Source organism: Nocardioides sp. CPCC 205120 (assembly GCF_048654585.1).
Taxonomy (GTDB): Bacteria; Actinomycetota; Actinomycetes; order Propionibacteriales; family Nocardioidaceae; genus Nocardioides.
Genome location: NZ_JBMCYY010000003.1, coordinates 324,715 through 340,825 on the forward strand (window position 1 = coordinate 324,715; position 16,111 = coordinate 340,825).

At 72.5% G+C, this 16,111-nt stretch carries 26 protein-coding genes; 4 read left to right on the plus strand and 22 right to left on the minus strand.

Features of this window, described 5'->3' with window-relative positions; translation table 11 throughout:
• Together ACOACO_RS17485 and ACOACO_RS17490 are read right to left on the minus strand one after the other, a co-directional pair.
• A complete protein-coding gene (locus ACOACO_RS17485; RefSeq protein ID WP_420297566.1) occupies window positions 1–1,347 on the minus strand; it encodes a head maturation protease, ClpP-related in 1,347 nt (448 codons plus the stop codon).
• The gene (locus tag ACOACO_RS17490; RefSeq protein WP_420297567.1) at window positions 1,344–2,630 is read right to left on the minus strand and encodes a phage portal protein family protein; all 1,287 of its coding nucleotides are present in this window, start codon (window positions 2,628–2,630) and stop codon (window positions 1,344–1,346) included. Before ACOACO_RS17490 ends, ACOACO_RS17485 begins: the two co-directional genes overlap by 4 nt.
• A gap of 64 nt (window positions 2,631–2,694) precedes the next feature.
• Between ACOACO_RS17490 and ACOACO_RS17495 the strand changes: the two genes are divergently transcribed.
• Together ACOACO_RS17495 and ACOACO_RS17500 are read left to right on the plus strand one after the other, a co-directional pair.
• Complete coding sequence (locus tag ACOACO_RS17495) at window positions 2,695–2,949, plus strand: hypothetical protein (RefSeq protein WP_420297568.1); 255 nt, start codon at window positions 2,695–2,697, stop codon at window positions 2,947–2,949.
• A gap of 10 nt (window positions 2,950–2,959) precedes the next feature.
• Entirely contained in the window at window positions 2,960–3,154 is a 195-nt protein-coding gene (locus tag ACOACO_RS17500; RefSeq protein ID WP_420297569.1) for a hypothetical protein, read from the plus strand.
• On the opposite strand, the gene ACOACO_RS17505 is transcribed toward ACOACO_RS17500, so the two are convergent.
• The 6 genes from ACOACO_RS17505 to ACOACO_RS17530 all read right to left on the minus strand — a co-directional run bounded on the left by ACOACO_RS17505 (window position 3,110) and on the right by ACOACO_RS17530 (window position 7,606).
• Window positions 3,110–4,684: a hypothetical protein gene (locus ACOACO_RS17505; RefSeq protein WP_420297570.1), complete on the minus strand. Its 1,575-nt coding sequence runs from the start codon at window positions 4,682–4,684 to the stop codon at window positions 3,110–3,112. The genes ACOACO_RS17500 and ACOACO_RS17505 overlap by 45 nt on opposite strands.
• Window positions 4,681–5,355 (minus strand): hypothetical protein, encoded by a 675-nt coding sequence (locus ACOACO_RS17510; protein ID WP_420297571.1) that lies wholly within the window; start codon window positions 5,353–5,355, stop codon window positions 4,681–4,683. Before ACOACO_RS17510 ends, ACOACO_RS17505 begins: the two co-directional genes overlap by 4 nt.
• Entirely contained in the window at window positions 5,352–6,656 is a 1,305-nt protein-coding gene (locus ACOACO_RS17515; RefSeq protein ID WP_420297572.1) for a DNA methyltransferase, read from the minus strand. Before ACOACO_RS17515 ends, ACOACO_RS17510 begins: the two co-directional genes overlap by 4 nt.
• On the minus strand, window positions 6,653–6,907 hold the full coding sequence (locus ACOACO_RS17520; protein WP_420297573.1) for a hypothetical protein: 255 nt from the start codon (window positions 6,905–6,907) through the stop codon (window positions 6,653–6,655). Before ACOACO_RS17520 ends, ACOACO_RS17515 begins: the two co-directional genes overlap by 4 nt.
• Window positions 6,900–7,208 carry a hypothetical protein gene (locus ACOACO_RS17525; RefSeq protein WP_420297574.1) on the minus strand — a complete coding sequence of 103 codons (309 nt, stop codon included), beginning with the start codon at window positions 7,206–7,208 and terminating at the stop codon, window positions 6,900–6,902. The genes ACOACO_RS17520 and ACOACO_RS17525 overlap by 8 nt, the downstream gene beginning before the upstream one ends.
• A 203-nt stretch (window positions 7,209–7,411) precedes the next feature.
• The gene (locus ACOACO_RS17530) at window positions 7,412–7,606 is read right to left on the minus strand and encodes a DUF1508 domain-containing protein (RefSeq protein WP_420297575.1); all 195 of its coding nucleotides are present in this window, start codon (window positions 7,604–7,606) and stop codon (window positions 7,412–7,414) included.
• 113 nt (window positions 7,607–7,719) lie between these two features.
• Here ACOACO_RS17530 and ACOACO_RS17535 point away from each other — a divergent pair, with 113 nt between their 5' ends.
• Window positions 7,720–8,265, plus strand: a complete 546-nt coding sequence (locus ACOACO_RS17535; protein ID WP_420297576.1) for a hypothetical protein — start codon at window positions 7,720–7,722, stop codon at window positions 8,263–8,265.
• A gap of 86 nt (window positions 8,266–8,351) precedes the next feature.
• Here ACOACO_RS17535 and ACOACO_RS17540 read toward each other — a convergent pair whose 3' ends face one another.
• From ACOACO_RS17540 to ACOACO_RS17595, 12 genes are read right to left on the minus strand one after another with little or no spacing between them, the layout of a single operon-like run.
• Window positions 8,352–8,939, minus strand: a complete 588-nt coding sequence (locus tag ACOACO_RS17540; RefSeq protein ID WP_420297577.1) for a hypothetical protein — start codon at window positions 8,937–8,939, stop codon at window positions 8,352–8,354.
• A 31-nt stretch (window positions 8,940–8,970) separates the two neighbouring features.
• On the minus strand, window positions 8,971–9,336 hold the full coding sequence (locus tag ACOACO_RS17545) for a hypothetical protein (RefSeq protein ID WP_420297578.1): 366 nt from the start codon (window positions 9,334–9,336) through the stop codon (window positions 8,971–8,973).
• A 59-nt stretch (window positions 9,337–9,395) separates the two neighbouring features.
• Window positions 9,396–9,668, minus strand: coding sequence for a MerR family transcriptional regulator (locus ACOACO_RS17550; RefSeq protein WP_420297579.1), 273 nt, complete (start codon window positions 9,666–9,668; stop codon window positions 9,396–9,398).
• Window positions 9,596–10,039, minus strand: a complete 444-nt coding sequence (locus ACOACO_RS17555; RefSeq protein WP_420297580.1) for a hypothetical protein — start codon at window positions 10,037–10,039, stop codon at window positions 9,596–9,598. Before ACOACO_RS17555 ends, ACOACO_RS17550 begins: the two co-directional genes overlap by 73 nt.
• Entirely contained in the window at window positions 10,036–10,689 is a 654-nt protein-coding gene (locus ACOACO_RS17560) for a hypothetical protein (RefSeq protein ID WP_420297581.1), read from the minus strand. Before ACOACO_RS17560 ends, ACOACO_RS17555 begins: the two co-directional genes overlap by 4 nt.
• Window positions 10,676–11,050: a hypothetical protein gene (locus ACOACO_RS17565; protein WP_420297582.1), complete on the minus strand. Its 375-nt coding sequence runs from the start codon at window positions 11,048–11,050 to the stop codon at window positions 10,676–10,678. Before ACOACO_RS17565 ends, ACOACO_RS17560 begins: the two co-directional genes overlap by 14 nt.
• The gene (locus tag ACOACO_RS17570) at window positions 11,047–11,403 is read right to left on the minus strand and encodes a hypothetical protein (RefSeq protein ID WP_420297583.1); all 357 of its coding nucleotides are present in this window, start codon (window positions 11,401–11,403) and stop codon (window positions 11,047–11,049) included. The genes ACOACO_RS17565 and ACOACO_RS17570 overlap by 4 nt, the downstream gene beginning before the upstream one ends.
• Window positions 11,400–12,239 (minus strand): hypothetical protein, encoded by an 840-nt coding sequence (locus tag ACOACO_RS17575; RefSeq protein WP_420297584.1) that lies wholly within the window; start codon window positions 12,237–12,239, stop codon window positions 11,400–11,402. Before ACOACO_RS17575 ends, ACOACO_RS17570 begins: the two co-directional genes overlap by 4 nt.
• Window positions 12,236–12,664: an HNH endonuclease gene (locus ACOACO_RS17580; RefSeq protein ID WP_420297585.1), complete on the minus strand. Its 429-nt coding sequence runs from the start codon at window positions 12,662–12,664 to the stop codon at window positions 12,236–12,238. Before ACOACO_RS17580 ends, ACOACO_RS17575 begins: the two co-directional genes overlap by 4 nt.
• A complete protein-coding gene (locus ACOACO_RS17585; protein WP_420297586.1) occupies window positions 12,661–13,569 on the minus strand; it encodes a hypothetical protein in 909 nt (302 codons plus the stop codon). The genes ACOACO_RS17580 and ACOACO_RS17585 overlap by 4 nt, the downstream gene beginning before the upstream one ends.
• A complete protein-coding gene (locus tag ACOACO_RS17590; RefSeq protein ID WP_420297587.1) occupies window positions 13,566–13,895 on the minus strand; it encodes a hypothetical protein in 330 nt (109 codons plus the stop codon). Before ACOACO_RS17590 ends, ACOACO_RS17585 begins: the two co-directional genes overlap by 4 nt.
• Window positions 13,892–14,308, minus strand: coding sequence for a hypothetical protein (locus ACOACO_RS17595; RefSeq protein WP_420297588.1), 417 nt, complete (start codon window positions 14,306–14,308; stop codon window positions 13,892–13,894). Before ACOACO_RS17595 ends, ACOACO_RS17590 begins: the two co-directional genes overlap by 4 nt.
• 44 nt (window positions 14,309–14,352) lie before the next feature.
• On the opposite strand from ACOACO_RS17595, the gene ACOACO_RS17600 reads away from it, so the two are divergent.
• Window positions 14,353–14,778 carry a hypothetical protein gene (locus tag ACOACO_RS17600; protein WP_420297589.1) on the plus strand — a complete coding sequence of 142 codons (426 nt, stop codon included), beginning with the start codon at window positions 14,353–14,355 and terminating at the stop codon, window positions 14,776–14,778.
• A gap of 19 nt (window positions 14,779–14,797) precedes the next feature.
• Here the strand turns inward: ACOACO_RS17600 and ACOACO_RS17605 are convergent, their stop codons facing one another.
• Window positions 14,798–15,040: a hypothetical protein gene (locus ACOACO_RS17605; protein ID WP_420297590.1), complete on the minus strand. Its 243-nt coding sequence runs from the start codon at window positions 15,038–15,040 to the stop codon at window positions 14,798–14,800.
• A complete protein-coding gene (locus ACOACO_RS17610) occupies window positions 15,037–16,110 on the minus strand; it encodes a ParB/RepB/Spo0J family partition protein (protein ID WP_420297591.1) in 1,074 nt (357 codons plus the stop codon). Before ACOACO_RS17610 ends, ACOACO_RS17605 begins: the two co-directional genes overlap by 4 nt.
• Window position 16,111 lies beyond the last annotated feature (1 nt).

A 16,111-nucleotide genomic window follows, 5' to 3' on the forward strand; every position in this document is an offset into this window, starting at 1 on the left:
TCAGAACCTCCAGTTCTTGTCGACCTCGGCCTCGGCGGCCGAGGCCTCCGCGGCGGCGTCGTCGCCGTGACCGAGCTCGGTGACGGGGACGAGGTCCTCGGTGATGGACGCGAAGTGCGCCTTGGTGCCCTCGGGGTCGACGTCGTACTGCTTCTCCCAGGCGGCCCGGGAACCGGCAGCGAACTTCGTGCGGTTGGCGTCGAGGAACGCCTTGCGCTCGGACAGGCGGAGCTGCTCGGCGGCGGCGCTGCCGCGGCTCGCGGCCGCGCGCGTCTCCTCCCAGTCCTCCTTCGGGACGGTCACGAACCCCTCGGGGACCGTGCGCGCGTTGGCAGCCGTGGTGAGGGCCGCCAGGATGGCCGCCTCGTCCGCGTCCTCGGAGAGTCCGAGGTGCTGCCTCATCTGGGTGACCTGCTCGTCGCTGAACGCCACGGGCTGGCTCCTCTCGTGAGTGGTGGGGATGGACCCTCCCGCGGACGCGGTCGGGGGCTTGGGGGCGCCGGTGGCGGCGCTCGCGCCGGCGCGCCAGGCGAGGCGGGCGGCGGCAGGGACGTGCCGCTCGAGGAGCTCGACGTCGTGGAGGACCTTGGCCCACATGTCGTCGTCGTCCTCGAAGTCGTCGTCGGGCGCGGTGGGCGGCGAGCTGCGCGCGGTGCGGGTGCCGACCTCGTCGGCCAGCCCGGCGGCGACGGCGCCGTCGGCGGTGTACCAGGTGCCGGTGCCGTTGTTTGCGAGCATCACCTCGCGCCAGGTCGCGGACGTGCCGCCGGCCTTGAAGGCGTAGACGCCGGCGTAGTTCTCGCTCTGCGAGTCGATCCAGTCGGCGGCCTGGCGCAGCTCGCCCGCGTTGCCCCAGCAGCCGGTCGAGGCGTCGTGAAGCATCATCTGCGAGCCCGGGCACATGACGACGACGTCGCCGGCGATCGCGATGACCGACGCGGCGGACGCAGCGAGGCCGTCGACGACCACGACGACGGTGGCGTCGAAGTTGCGCAGCAGGTTGCCGATGGCGACGCCGTCGCCGGCCAGACCGCCCGGGGAGTGGATCCGCACGACGAGGGTGTCGACGTCGCCGAGCTTGCGGAGCGCGCCGGAGACGGACTCGGCGTCGAACCCGCGCCACCAGCCGCCGACGACGCCGTAGAGCCACAGCTCGCCGACGGCGCCGGTCTCGGTCTCCGTGCCGGTGTCGTCGTCCTCGAGGGCCGCGCGGGCGACGAGCGACTGCGCGCCGGCGAGCATGGTCGCCTCGGCGCGTACCTGCGCGGGGGTGAGCGGGGTCGGCAGCTGCGCGGCGGCCGGGGGCTCGGGCGGGGTCGGCGGCGTGGTGGGGCTCTTCTTGGTCACGATGCCTCCTGGGCGGGTCCGGTGGTGCCTACGCGCTCACGCACGAAGCGAGCGAGGTCCTCGTCGCTCTCAAGGCCGGCGGCCTTCCGGACGGCCGCGAGCTCGTCCTGGATGCCCCCGCGTGAGCCGATCTCGTCGAACACGAGCCGGGGCGCGGCCACGGACCGTCCGAAGTTGTGGTCGACCAGGTCCTCGATGACGTGGGCGGTGGCGGTGTCGCGGATCTCCTCGGCGACCGCCTGCAGGGAGAGGGTGAAGAAGTCGGCGAACGTCGAGCCGAGCGCCCACGAGCCGGTCTGCGTGCCGAGGTTGAGGAAGTGCGCGAGCACCGCGCGGGCGATCTGCTCGTCCTGGTAGCGCACGAACGCCGCCGGGTCGATCGTCGAGCCCTGGACGCCCTGCAGGGTGAAGTTGGCGCCGTTCGGGATGGCCACGCCGGCGTTGTCGCCGGCGCGGGCTCGGCTGGCGATGTTGCGGCCGGCGTCGAGGCTGGTCTCATCCGCACCAGCCTCGTAGACGGGCAGGCCGCTGGACTGCCGGTCGACGCCGACCGACCAGCTGCGCAGCCCGTGGTCCTTCAGCAGCCAGTTCTTGTAGGCGGGCCGGAGCAGTGAGCGGCCGGCCCAGTTGCCGCCCTCGCGGTCGAGGACGTAGGCGACGAGCCGGTTGATCTTGAGCTCGGTCGGGCCGACGGCGAGGGGGCCGGTGATGATCAGGTCGGCGTTGGCGGCCTGCTCGATCGAGCGAAGCCCGCCGTCGCGCTCGACGTTGAACTTGGAGATGGTGCGGGCCGGGCGGAAGGCGAGCTTGCGCAGGCGCCAGCGCTGCAGCGGCTCGTCCCAGCGGTAGACCTGCTCGAAGTAGGCGTGGCCGAACACGAGGAAGGTGAGAGCGAGGCGGAGGTGGCTGTTCCAGGAGAAGCGGTCGCGGCCGCGGAGCCGCGCGGTGCGTGCCTCGGGGCCGGCGTCGCGGCCGTGGATGGGGAGCCCGAGTTCGCCGGCGACGAACTCGACGACCTCTTCGTCGACGTCGGTGCCGTCGATGTACCACTGGGTGCGCTGGATCGGCGAGGTGACCGCGCGCAGCACCGAGGAGACCTGGGCGTCCTGGCTGCGCATCCGGTCGTACACCCGGATGTTGGCCGGCCAGGCGAGGTCGGGGGTCTCCTCCTCGGCCATCACGGACCAGAAGCCGGACGCGTCGCTGGCGTACCCGCGTTCGCGCACGGAGACGGGCGAGATCGGCGGCTCGGCGGGCGGTGGGGCGTCGGTGGTGTCGACCATGCTGGGGCCTCCCTTCGTCGTACCGTGGCGCGGTGTACCTACACCTGTGGGCTGAGGAGGCTCGGTGACGGCGAGCGAGCGGAGCACCGCTGACCGGCGGACGTACGACGCCGAGCTGGCGTCGGAGAGCGCGTCATCGACGTCGACGCAGGAGGCGCACGAGCTGGCGCGGGACCTGCACCGCGAGGCTGCGAAGTGGCAACTGCGCGTCGGGAACGATGCTCGAGCCGAGCTGCACGAGATCACCGCGCGGGTGCACGGCCAGGTGGCGACCCGCCTCGAGGAGGCTGACGGCGAAGCACCCGAGCCGCAGGGGTGAGAATGCGCGGGTGTCGCCCAACCAGCCGAAGACGCCCTCACGCAACGTGCGCGTGCCCGACGACCTGTGGACCGCCGCTCAGGCGAAGGCGAAGAGCGAGGGCCTGACCGTGTCGGCGGTGATCGTGGCCGCCCTGCAGGACTACGTCGCGGCGGGCTGGTCAGAAGCGAGCGGTGAGCGGGTTGAACCCGCCGACGGCGCCTGACGGCTCGGCCGGGGTGTCGGTGTCGCTGACCGCCACCGGGGACAGCCCGGGCGGCTTCGGCTTCTCGAGCAGCTGCAGCACGAGCGCGGCGTAGCTGCAGCCGATGATGGCGGTGGAGTCGGCGCCGGTCGTCACGCGCCAGCTGGTGGCGCCCGTTGCGCTCGAGGTGCGGACCTCGGCTGCCGCCATGGCCGACGTCAGGATCGTCGACGTGCGGTGGACGACGTCGGGCTTGGCGTCCGAGGTGACGTCCTCGTCGCCCATGAGCCCGTCGTACATCAGCGCGTAGGCATCTCCGGCGTCGGAGGCGCTGATGAGGTGGTCGACCTCGACGCCCAGGTCGCTAAGCGGGCCGACGAGGGCGTTCGAGGCGCCGGCCGGGTTGAGCGCCACCGCGAGGGTCTCGTGCTTGGCCCGCAGCCGGGCGATCTCGGCCGCGGCCCAGTGCGACCCGGGAGCGCTCGCGATGCACTCGATGTGGATCCGCCCGTCACGGCGGCGGCCGGCGACGTTGATGCTCGTGCGGGTGCGGTCCCACTTCACCTCGGGCACGAACACGATCGGCCCTTCGATCTCCGACTGCGGGTCGCCGGCGCGGTCCCACCGCACGCGGGGCACGACCCAGTCCTCGCCCTCTTCGCGCGGGTAGTCGCCGATCCCCATCCGCTCCTGCCCGAACTTGGTGGGTCCGAGAGCCTCCAGTTCGTTCATGAGGAACTCCATGCTCTGCCGCTTCCCGACGGCGGGGTTAACGCGCGCGATCGCGTGCGGGTCGCTGAGGTCGACGTGGTCGGGGGACGCCCAGCGCCAGTACACGAGCCGGGGCGACCTGCGCTCGGCGCGGCGCACGAGCCGGGCCTGCACGGTGCTCTTCTTCGTGCCGGCTGACCCGCCGTACCAGAGCTGCGGGTTGGGCCGCGCGGACAGCACGGGGAAGAGCGCGGCGATGTGGTCGTCCTGGAGGTCCTGCGCCTCGTCGAGGATGACGCAGTCGCCGGAGAGGCCGCGGCCGCCGCCCTTGGTCCGGGTGCGGAACTTCACGACCTGGCCGGTGGTCAGGGTGATGGAGTTCTGACCGTTGGTGCGCCGGAAGCCGCTCGAGCGGCCGTCGTTCTTCACCTCGGCGTGCAGCTCGGGGTTGGCCTTGATCAGGGCCTCGATGCGGTTGAAGGCGCCGATCGCGGTCTCGCCCTCGTGGGCGGAGTAGATGATCAGCTGCTCGCGCAGCAGGAAGAGCCCGGCGAGCACCCGGGCCTCGAACACGACGCTCTTGCCGTTCTGCCGGGACAGCTCGACGCCGACCTCGAAGGCCGCCCAGCGCTGTGCCGGGTTGCCTGCGGCGTCGTGGCCGTCGACCTGGCCGAGGCCTGCGACGAGCAGGTCCTGCTGCCACTGGTCGAGCTGCAGGCCGGCGCTCTCGGCGAGCTCGATGGCAAGGTCGCCGAAGGAGTGGTCGTACTTGACGTCGCAGCGGTGGGTCGGCTCCTGCGAGCCGTGGATGACCTCGATCGGGGCGAGGGCGGCGCTCACCCGCGCTCCTGGCGCTCCTGCGCTCGGCGACGCAACTCGTCGAGCTTGGTCTCCGGGACGACCTTGCCCTTGGTACCACCCCCGCCGTCGGGGTCCTCGCCGTCGGCGGGGGCGGGCCTCTGGGCGGCGGGCGCGTACCCGGCGAGGCCGCGCAGCTGGCTCATGGTCATGCGCAGCTCGCGGGCGGCGGTCGCGGTAGCGCCGGCGTCGCCGCCGGCGTCGTCGACGCAGCGGGCCAGCGTGAGGGCGGCCGCGGCGAGGGCGGGTGCGTTCTTGGCGAGGCGCTCGCACTCCTCGCGGGTGGCGGCCTCGATCGGCCCGGGCTTCCGGTCGACGTCCTGCGGCAGGGGGTCGGTGCGCGAGATGGCCATGCGCTCGCGCGCCAGGCGGCCGAGCTCGGCGACCGCAGCGAGGTCGCCCTTCATGGCCTTGGGCCACAGCGGCGTCTGCAGCCGCTCGAGGCGCTCCAGCTCGAGGCGCCGGCGGTCGTCGATGGTCAGCGGCACCGCCTCGGCCAGGGCCCGCTCGTACGCCGCATGGGCGCCGGCGGCGTCGCGGAACCGGAGCTGCTTGGCGATGGTGTCGAATCCCAGGCCGGCGCGCCGCAGCTCGAGGACCTTCGCGTCGCGCTCGGCCTCGCGGGCCTTCCGGGATCCGTTGCCGGTGGTCACGCCACCTCGAGGAAGGTGACCTCGTCACCTGTGGCCTCGAGGACGGGCAAGAGCCCGGTGTGTTCCTCGTAGCGCCGACAGATGACGTCGACGTACTTCGGGTCCAGCTCGACGAGCGCGGCGACGCGGGCGGCGTGGTGGCAGGCGATGAGCGTGGAGCCGGAGCCGGCGAACACGTCGAGCACGACCTGGCCGGCGCCGGTGCTGTTCTCGATCGCGCGCTGCACGAGGTCGACCGGCTTCATCGTCGGGTGCACGTCGGAGCGCGCGGGTCGCGCGTGCTCCCACACCGTCGACTGCTTGCGGCCGCCCTCCCAGCGGTGCGCCGCGCCGCCCTGCCAGCCGTAGAGCAGCGTCTCGTGCCCGGCGTCGAAGTGCGGCGGGACGGCCGGCTCGCCCTCGAGCTGCCAGCCGTACAGGATCGTCTCGTGCTGGCCGTGGTAGTCGGAGCGGCCGAGGACGAACCGGTCCTTCACCCACACCAACTGCTGGCGCATCTGCAGGCCGGCGTCGTCGAGCGCCAGACGGAAGGTCGTCTCGAGCGCGCCCGACGGTGCGAACACGTAGAAGCCGGCGCCCGGGCGGAGCACCTGCTGCGCCGCGGCGAATGCCGGCGCGAGCAGGTCGGCGCGCAGCGCGGCGGCCTCGAGGTCGTCGTTCGCGATCTTCAGCTTCGCCGCGGTGCCGCCCTGGTACTTCACGCCGTACGGCGGGTCCGTCACCAGCAGGTCGGCGGCCCGGTCGCCGAGCGCGCTGCGCACGTCGTCAACGTCGGTCGCGCTGCCGCACACCAGGCGGTGCGGGCCGAGCAGCCACACGTCGCCGCGCTTGGAGATCTCCTGGGCCGGCACGTCCGGCACGTCGTCGACGTCCGTGCGCGCCTCGGTCGGCTGCGCCGCGGCGAGGATCTCGGCGACGACCGCCTCGTCGTACCCCGTGCCGGCGAGGCCAGCGTCGGTCTCGAGCACCGCCTCGAGCAGCTCGGCCAGCGCGGCCCCGTCGTAGCCGGCGACGTCGTTGGCGCGGTTGTCGACGAGCAGGATGCGCCGCGCGTGGTCGTCGTCGACGTCGACCCACAGCACCGGGATGACCTCGGCGCCGCGCGCGATCGCCGCGCGGAGTCGGTGGTTGCCGACGAGCACGTGGCCCGTCGAGCGCTGGGCGACGAGCGCGCCGAAGAACCCGTTGTGCTCGATGCTGCCGTCGATGACCTCGAGGTCGCCGCGGCGCGCGTTGTCCGGGTGCGGCCGCAGGTCGGTTACGGCGGCGAGCTCGTAGCGCTGCTCGAGCAGCACGCTCACCACTCCCTCGAGGGGTTGAACTGCGAGCGCCGCTGCTGCGCGGTCGCGCCATCCGATCGGTTGCACGACGTGTGCTCGATGCGGTCGCCCGGGCCGGTCGCGCCGTCGGCGACGTCGACGGTGTGCCCGAGGTCGAGGTCCTGGCCCTTCAGCATCGGCTTGCCACAGCGCGGGCACGGCGTGCCGTAGGCGTCCGGGAGGAGGCGCGCGCGGACCTGCTGATGCTCCCACCCGCGGGGGTTGTCAGGCACCCGGGACCACCGCCACAGCGCCGGCCTCGGCGGCACCGCCGGCGGCCGCGGCCCCGGGCCCGGAAACTCCGCCCCCCTGACGGGGAGAGAGACCCTGCGAGGTGTCAGGCAGAGCGCCGGGCACCGCCGGATTTTTCCCAGCGGCGCACGCGAGGCGCAGGTCGAGCAGCCCGTCGAGGTACGACGAAACGGCCGCGAGGGCGCTCAGCGCGCCGCTGGCGGCCGCGATGAGCCGACTGGCCGCGGCGTGGGCCAGGGCCTCGTCGATCTCCTCGAGCGGGCCGAGCGGAGCGGTGGTCACGAGGCACCACCTCCTCGACGAACCAGTCGGCCCGGGACGGGGGATGCCCGGGCCGACCGGCGTCCTGCGCGGATGGCCCCATGCCCCCACGCGGTCTAGATGCAGCGAACCCCGCGGGCCAGTGGCCAGCGGGGTTCGGGTGCAAGTCAGGTGATGTTGACAGGAGGGTGGCTCAGAACGAGCCCTACTGTCAAGGCTGGGGGCTACTTGTCGAGCGGCGTCTCGTACTTCTTCACCGTGCTGAACTGACCCCCGAGGATCCGATCGGCCATGTCGACACAATCACTCTTGTTCTCGTAACCCTGGCCGTGGTCGGTTGCGACGATGCGGCCGTTGACCACCAGACGCCACGCCCACTTCCTGTCCTCGCGCTGCCAGACCTCGCGCCATGCGTCCATGTCGTCCCCCTGATCGGTGGTGTTAGCTCGGGGAACGAGTGTCGCGCGGGAGTGGCGCTCCTGTCATCACATCCGGAGTTAGCAGCGCAGCACCCGTGGAAAGATGACCCGTCGTGGACGTGGGCGACCTGTCAGACGAGCACCTCATGGCGGTGGGACGGATCACCGTCGCCGCCGGCCGCCTCGAGGGCAGGCTTCACGAGATGGCCGAGGCGGTCGTTCATTCCGACCCCAACGTCGTTCGCGTTCTGTTGGGCGCCGCCCGCTTCGAGGCGAAGCTCGAGACCGTTGGGAAGCTCGTCGAGTTGAAGCGCCCAGGCGGCGCCTGGCCGTTGTACAAGACGTGGGCAGACGCAGCGAGGGCCGCGATGCGTGAGCGCAACAAACTGCTTCACGGCGAGTGGATGGTCTCCTTCGGCGACGACGGGTTGGTGCCAGCGATCTACACGCGCAAGCGGACCGGCATGTCGGACGACGAGGTCGACCTGCACGCCACAGCTGAGGACCTAGATGCAACTGCCGACAGGCTCGAAGCGCTGGCGGAGCAGGCCGAGACGCTGTTCGTCGACATGGTCGAGTGGGGCGGTTCGTACTACGTGGACGACAGCGGTGAGTGGGCTCCGTTGTGGACGAGGATCAAGATCGACGACGAGGGCTGAGCCGCAGGCCACCCTCAGCAGCGCCTGCCCCCTGCCAAGGCCAGTGGCCACGGCGGGTAGCGACGACGGGTGCTGGGCCCCCGATCTCAGCAGGCGGCTGAAGCCAGGTTGCCACGCCCCACACGCGGGTAGCGCGCGAGGTAGTTGTAGAACTCGGCCTCGACGTCGACAGTCACCAACCCCACCGCGATATCTTCGGGCTCCCTCAGGTCGGTCTGTCGGCCCTTGAGACGACCCACCAGCCAGACGGCGGGCGGCAGCGCGACCAGCGCGATGCGACCCAGAAGACTGGTTCGGAACGTGCCGTACACGACTGCCGATTGATAGTCGTGGACGTGCTGGGCGAGAACGGGGTCATCCGAAGCGTCGATGTCGTAGAACGTAGGCTCCAGGCCCTCCTGCAGCTCATCCCAGTCTGCGCGCGCGAAGTAGTAGAGGCTGACCACCCGGTAGAAAGTGCACTCGGGCGCGCCGTCGATGCCCACCCGCACTCTCTTGAGAAGCCCCTCAGCCAGGTCAGGCCTGGCGTAGCGCCCCTCAACGAGCGCATCGATGATGTCGTCGTGTGTGGCCCACATCTTGAACCGCATCCGAGCGATCGCCAGCGAGGACAAGGAGCTCCGGAATGCAACGGCAGACAGGCCAAGGCCTGCCACGAGCAGCAGGATCAGCACCGACGTAGAGACGACCATGACCGACGCCCTCTCACGATGAAGTTGGTGATGTACCAGATCGACCGCTGTCGATCTGTTCGAGACGCCCCCGCAGCCGAGTCAGCTCGGTCGCCTGCGCCTTGTTCTTCCTGACCTGGTTCCAGTATGCACCGCCGATAACAACGCTAATCGCGATCGTAATCGTCATGGAGATAGTTACATCGGTGTTTTTCCCAGCCAGGTCCTCTACCAGGAAGCCGAGTACCCAGAGCGGGACCGCGAGCGCCAGCGCTACGGCCACGCGGCCCGCCCACTGGATCATCTGCTGTTTGTGCTCGGCGTCGGTGAACACCTTGTACCTGTGGAGATCCGCTGCTTCCTTGCGCGTCAACGAGACCTCTCGCTCCGGCTTCGCCACGCGTGGGGCCCCCTGTGTCGCTTCCATCGGCAGAGATGCGGTCGACCTTAGAGCATGGATCACCCCGTGCGCGGGCGCTCGGCGCACCTTCTTGCTGCCGCAACGTCTCTGATGAGCGCAAGGTCGTACAACCTCATGCCGTCACGGTCGAGCCCGCGCGGGTTCAACAGACCGTCTCGCGTCGCCCAGTTCCGTACGGTCGTGCGCGGGATGCCAATCCGTCGCGCGGCCTCAGAGATGGTGACCAATTCGACCGGTCTCAAAGCGTCCACCCCTCGCCGGCGACGTCGCCGCGGTCGATGCGGCTGACGAGCTCGGCGACCTTCACCCACGGGATGGTGACCTCGACGTCGGGCAGGCCGGGCGAGCAGCGGCGGCCCTGCCAGGTGACGGGTCGGCCGTCGACGCGCTCGAGGCGGAGCGGGGTGTGCACGATGGCGTCGACGTCGCGGACCTCGACGAGCGACGGCTCGAGGCGCGGGAGAAGTACTCGACGGACGGCGACGCGCAGCACGTCGTTCCACATGCGGCGGTCGGGGTACGGCGTGCTGTGGTCGTCGCACCAGTCGAGGTAGTCGGTCGGGGTCTGCCCGTCGCGGAAGCCGTGCTGGTCCGTGAGGTCGTCGGTGGTGAGCACCAGGCCGGGCAGTGGCGTGGGGAGCGTCGCGGCCTCGGCGGCGCGCAGCTCGAAGATGGTCGTCACGTCGTCCTCCTGCAGGTCGCGGCGTGGGGCATGGCGAGGAACTCGGTGTGCGGGTCGTGCTGTTCGTCGGCCATCAGTGCGCGGGCGAGGAGCCTGCCACGGCGCGGGGACGAAACGGCGACGTTGCCGTCGGGGTGCTCGTGAGGGTCGAGGGGCTGGGACTTGCCGCCGCGGCCGTTCGGTCCGGCGACGGTGATGGCCCACACGATGCGGGCACCGCAGCGGCCGCACGGTGTGCTGTCGGCGGGCAGCGGTCGGCCGGTCGGCCGAGGAGCGGGCGGCGGTGGTGCGGGTCGGCGCGGCGGGAACCGCCGAGGTGCCGGGGGCGGGCCGGCGGGGCGCTCACTGCCCCCGTCGGTGTAGTCGGCGGGCTCAAGGTCCCAGGCGACGTCGTCGGCATCCAGCACCACGTCGTGCCGACAGTCCGTGCACCTGGTGACGAAGAGGGCCAGCGGCCGGCGGTCCGGGACGTCGACGGTGCCGCGGCTGTGCTCCATGGGCGCGAGGCTCCCGCATCGGCCGCAGGCGCCGAGGTCCTCCGCGTGAAGGCGGTACGTCGACGGGATCTCGTCGGTCCACTCACCCCACACGACCGGGAAGCCGTCCCAGCGGGGCGGGAGGTCGTGCACGCGGGCCTCAGTCGTCGCCACCGAGCGTCCAGCCAGTCATGCGCTCGACGCGCTGCTCGAGGTCGCCACGGACCGGCTCGGGCCCGTCGAGGCCCGCCTCGCCGATCCAGGCAAGGATGCCGTGGCGGGCGTAGCCGCGGCGCACGTGCCACCGGACCCACCGGCCGGCGAACGCGAGCTCGGTCTCGGGGCGGGTGCCGATCGCGACGACCAGGCGTCCGGGCCGGCCAGCGTCGTCGCGCTCGCGGTACGACCGCACCTCACCGGCTGTCAGCTCGGGGTCCTCGAGGACGGTCATCCCCATGCTGCGGGCGAACTCGTAGGCGGAGCCGGCGAGCGCCTGACGCTCGACGCCGGCGGGGCGCGCGGCCGCGGTGCTCACGCTGCACCACCGCGGACCGACACGAGCGTCCCCGAGCTGACGAGTCCGGCCTCGAGCGAGGCGAGGTCGTACTCGCTCGTGAAGGTGGTGACGGTGAGGTTCGGCGTCAAGCCGCGGGCGCCGAGCTCGCTGTGCCGGAACAGCACGCGGCCGCCGCTGCGGTAGGAGATCTCCTGGCGGCCACGGACGCGGACGATCTTCGACACGTCGACCGTGGGCGTCAGCTGCACCGAAGTGTCGAAGGCGGGCTGGACGTCGGCGCCCGGGCCGACGACGAGCACCGCCTGGCCGTCGAGGGCGGCGTGGGCGCAGGCGTACAGCACGGAGGTCGGGATGGTGGTCGTGGCGGTCATGAGCGGCGGTCCTTCCGGGCGAGGGTGGTGACGTTGAGGCGGCCGGCGAGCGCCTGCCAAGAGTCCTCGTGGCGGCGGGTGTCGCGCAGCCAGGTGTGCTCGTGCCGGGGCTCCTCCCGGCACAGGCAGATGGGGCGGTTGCACTGGCACACGGGGCGGGTGCCGTCCGGGCCCTTGGGGCGCTCGCAGACGATGACGCCGGTCTCGAGGTAGACGACGAGGGAGCGGCGCTCGCAGTGCGGGCAGGGCGCGCCGAGGTCGAGCTTGTCCTCGCCGTCGAGGAGGTGCGTGCCGAGCTGAACGGCGTGCTGCAGGTCGCGGACCAGGCGCTCGGCGGCCGGCAGGCTCGGCAGCGACCAGGTCACCTCTCGGACGACGTCGACGAGCACGCGGGTGTGCGGTCGGCCGTCGACGCCGCGGGTCGCCGGCGACGTCACCGACGGCAGCAGGCACACGCCGGCGCGCATGTGGGCGTCGACGAGGCGGCGCAGCTGGTCGCGCAGCAGCAGGTCGATCTCGGCCGCGGTGGCCCAGCCGCCGAAGTTGCCCGGTGCCGGGGCCTCCGGGAGCGCGGTGAAGCCGGCGGCCTGGGCGACCTTGGCGTCGCGCTTGTGGGCGGCGTACGCCGTGCCGGCCGCCTCGCGGGTGGAGTGGGCGACGTACGGCGTGCGGGGCTGGCGGGTGAGGGCCAGGTGCTCGATGAGGTCGGCCTGGGCGCGGATCCGGCCGAGGAGGACGGATGCCTCGAGCAGCAGGTCCTCGAGCTGCTCGGCGCGGGTCCTGGGCTGCTCGACGTCGTCGGGGCGGGGGACGCGAGGGGCCTGCTTGCGGGTCACGGTGCTCCTGGTGCGTGGGGAAGCGGGGCGGGGGGCTGGTCGAGGTACATGCCGTCGTCGTCGAGCCAGGTGAGGCCGCGGGCGAGCTCGACGGGCACGGTGCGGGGGTCGACGCCGTCGCGGACGAGGAAGCCGGCCTTGAGCGACACCCGGCGGTTGGCCTCGACGACGCCGTGGCAGGCGGTAGTGCCCGTGCCGCAGATGACGAGCAGGTTGGAGGGGGCGTTGACCCACAGCCGGGTGGTGCCGCCCATGCGGCGTGGGTGGCGGTGGTGCCGCGACCAGGGCGTGCCGGCGAGGGGCCGGTCGCAGAGCTCGCAGCGGCCGCCGCAGCGCTGGTCGACGATCGCGCGGACCGCGGTGTCGGGGCCGGTGTCGCGGCGTCGGGCGGCGCGCTTCGGGGTACGGCGCTCGAGGGGGCTCACGACGCGGCCCGCTCGGTGCCGGTGCGGGCGGCTCGGACGCTGGCGCGCAGCGTCTCGCGGACGGCGGGGTCGACGTCGTCGGTGCGTCGGGCCTTGGCCTCCCGCTCCTGCTGGGCGCGGGCCTGGTCCTCGAGGTGGCGTCGGCGGCGCTCGGCGGCCGCGGCCTTCTTCGCGGCTGCGGCGAGCTGGCGCGGGGTCGTGCCGCAGGGGCGGCACCGGACGCCGTCGCCTGCCGGGTGCTTCGGGCACTTCGCCGCCAGCGGCTCGGTCCCCCCAGCCTCGCTGGGGGTTAGGGGGATGTTCTTGAAGCTAGGAAGGGGTCCGCCCTGGGCCGGACCCTGATCGGACCCTCCGGACGCGGAGGGTCCGATCTGGGCCGGACCCTGCGTCGGACCCTGGGCAGCGGTGGGCGGGTAGGGTCCGGCGGGCTGGACCCTGGCGGCGGAGTCGTCGTCCTGACCTGCGGGTTCGTGGTCGCCCCGGTCGTCAGGGTCCGACGTGCCGGACCCTGCGGTGACGAACGCGCGGCGCTGCTCGTCGGTCAGCTCGACACCCGACGCGGTGAGCGCGGCGAGGGCCGCCTGCAGCGACTCGTCGGGGTTCGTGGAGATCTCCTCGAGGACTTCGCGGTGCAGCTCGCAGCAGCCCGTCGGGAACACCGTGTAGGTCGCCCGGCGGCCGCTGCGGCCCGCCGACTCCTGGCGGACGTAGCCCCACTCCTTGAGGTCGGAGATCAGCTCGAAGGTGCGGCTGCGGGAGACACCGGCCCACTGCTGGACGGCGTCGAAGCCAGGCATCGCCAGGCGGCTGTCGGTGTCGCCGGAGTCGGCGAACGCCACCAGCGCGAGCTTGTGGCTGGGTGGGAGGTCGAGAGCGCGGACGCACTCGACGAGGTGCATGCTCACTGCGTGGGGCCTTCCTCGGTCGTGCTGGGGGCAGGGGGGCAGCGGTGGGGGCGGTGCCAGGGCAGGTCGCGGATCTCGGACTCGGCCTCGGCCGACGAGCAGGAGCGCTGCACCATCAGCTCGGCGACCAGGTCGACTACGCGCCAGGCGCGGCCGCCGAACACCGGGAACCCGACCGCGGCCGAGACGGAGTCGCGACCGGACAGCTGCCGCGGGTCGAAGGGCCGACCGGCGCCGGTGTGCGGGGACCCGAAGAACGTGATCGGGGCCCGGCAGTCCTGGCAGCGGGGCGGGCCAGGACTGCCGCGACGTCGACGAGGGCTCACGACATCACCCGCTCCGCGCGACGAGCCGAGCGCGCTGCAGCGCGCTCCTCGCGGATCTCCCCACCCACCCGGGCCATCGCCTTGCGCACGCGCAGCTGGTCGACCTGCTCGCCGGTGAACAGGCGGCCGGGGCGCCCGTCGTAGGTCCGTTGAGCGCCGCGTCCGACGAACGGGTCGGTCGCGGGTGCCGGGATCGGCTCAGGGGCCGCCAGGGGCGCGCTGGCGGCCTCCCGAGCGGCCGCCGCGGCGGCGAGCAGGCCCGCCATCGTCACAGCCGGGTCGGGCACCGGGACGGTGCGGCCAGCGAGCGCCGCCGGCGAGTGGACCAGCTCGCACGCCGGCCCGTCCTTGAACGTCCGCACGGGACCCGCGCAGCCGTTGCCACCGCCCCAACACGGTCGGATCTCAGCCATGATTGCCTGCTCGGGCGGCGACGAGCGCCGTACGATTCGCGTCCATGTGGACCGTGCTGATCTCGACGCTCGGAGGCGTGCTCGTTGCCGCGGTGTCAGCGGGCGCGTTCAGCAGCTCGAAGGCACGCCTGCGCCGACAGGTTCGCGAGGAGGTCGAGGTTCGCGACTTGTTCGAGCCGGGATCGGTCACGCGCGAGCGGTGGGAGGACCAACTCCTTCTCACAACGAACCTGTACCGGCACAGGGCAGACCCGCTCGAGGAGTTCGCGTCTCGCTGCCGGCTGGGGATCACCGCCGGGTGGCTGGCCATGATCGGAGCGAGCGCGTACTCGACCTCAGCCCTCGACGTCGTGATTGGAATCAACAGCGACCAGAACGCGGCCTGGTGGGTGTACTGGGGAGGGCTCGCGGGGGTCGCGATCTCCGCGCTTCTCCTGTTCATCGTTTCAGCGATGCAGCGGAAGGGCTGAAGGCCTCGAGGCCGGCCGCTCATGCGTGCTCTCCGATCGAGTCGGTGGGCGCGTGGCAGGCGCAGCCGCCCTGGCAGGCGCTCGCGTCGGTGCAGCGGCAGACCCGGCACTCGTCGATGCCGAGAGCGAGGAGGACCTCGCCGGCGAGGCCGGCCGCCTGGGGGGCGGGCCACCGGAGCTCGGTTACGAGGACCTTGGTGACGATGGCGCGCTCGGCGGGCCAGTCGCTCTCCAGCGCGCGCGGGACGGCGTGCGTGATCATCGGCGGCCCTCCTGGGCGGTGTCGCACAGCACGCAGCGACCGCGTTCGTTGGACGTCTTTTCGAGGTGCTCGCGCTCGTCGGCGCGGATGACGGACTCCCAGCACTCCCCGCAGGCGACGCCGCCGACCGAGTTGCGACCGCGGCCCCTGTGCTGCAGCCGCTTGCAGCGGGCGCGGGCCCGCGAGGCGAGGTCGTGCTCGACGCCGAGGTGGGGGTGACCGGTCGACCCGAGCTCACGCACCCGGCCCGAGGCGAGGCGGCCGCGGCGTACCCCGTCGCTGATGTTCATCGCGCCGGCGCGGATCGCGTCCTGCTCCTCGATGGGCAGCGACAGCAGGGACAGACGGCGGGACACGTGGACCTGGGTGCGGCCAACTAGCGCGGCAAGCTCGGCGTGCGTCCGGGCACCGTGGTCGGTGGAGATCTTCGACAGCGCCCGGGCCTCCTCGATCGGGTCGAGGTCGCGCCGGTGGCTGTTCTCGATGAGCATCGCGGCGAGGACCTGGTCGGGCGCGAGGTCGCGGCGGATGACCACGGCGACGCTGGCCCAGCCGAGGTGCTGCGCGGCCGCGAGGCGGCGGTGGCCGGCGACGACGACCAGGCGGCCCTCGTCGTCGCGACGGGCGACGATCGGCTGCAGCAGTCCGACCGAGTCCATCGAGTCGGCGAGCTCGGCGACCTCGCCCACGTCCTCGCGTGGGTTGTCGGGGTCCGGGTGCAGCTCGGTCAGCGGCACGTCGACGAGCACCGGGCGGGTCGCGGCAGCCGCGGCGACGCGGGCCGGGGACGGAGCCGGCGGCCGCGGCGTGGAACTCGCGGGCGTCGTCGACGGGACCGGAGGGTCCGTCGGGATGGGGGGTGCGACGGAGAGCACGGGCCGCTCCTCAGCAGGGACGTGGTTCGGGTCGGGGACGGTGGCGAGCTGGTGCCTCACCTCGTCGAGCAGCTGGCGCAGGCGGTTCACCTCCAGCGGGTCCTCGCGGCGCCGTGCGCTGGCCAGCTCGTGCTCGGTGCGGGCCTTCAACGCCTGCAGGCGCTCGACGCGGCTGCGGGTCTCGATCGGGGGCATC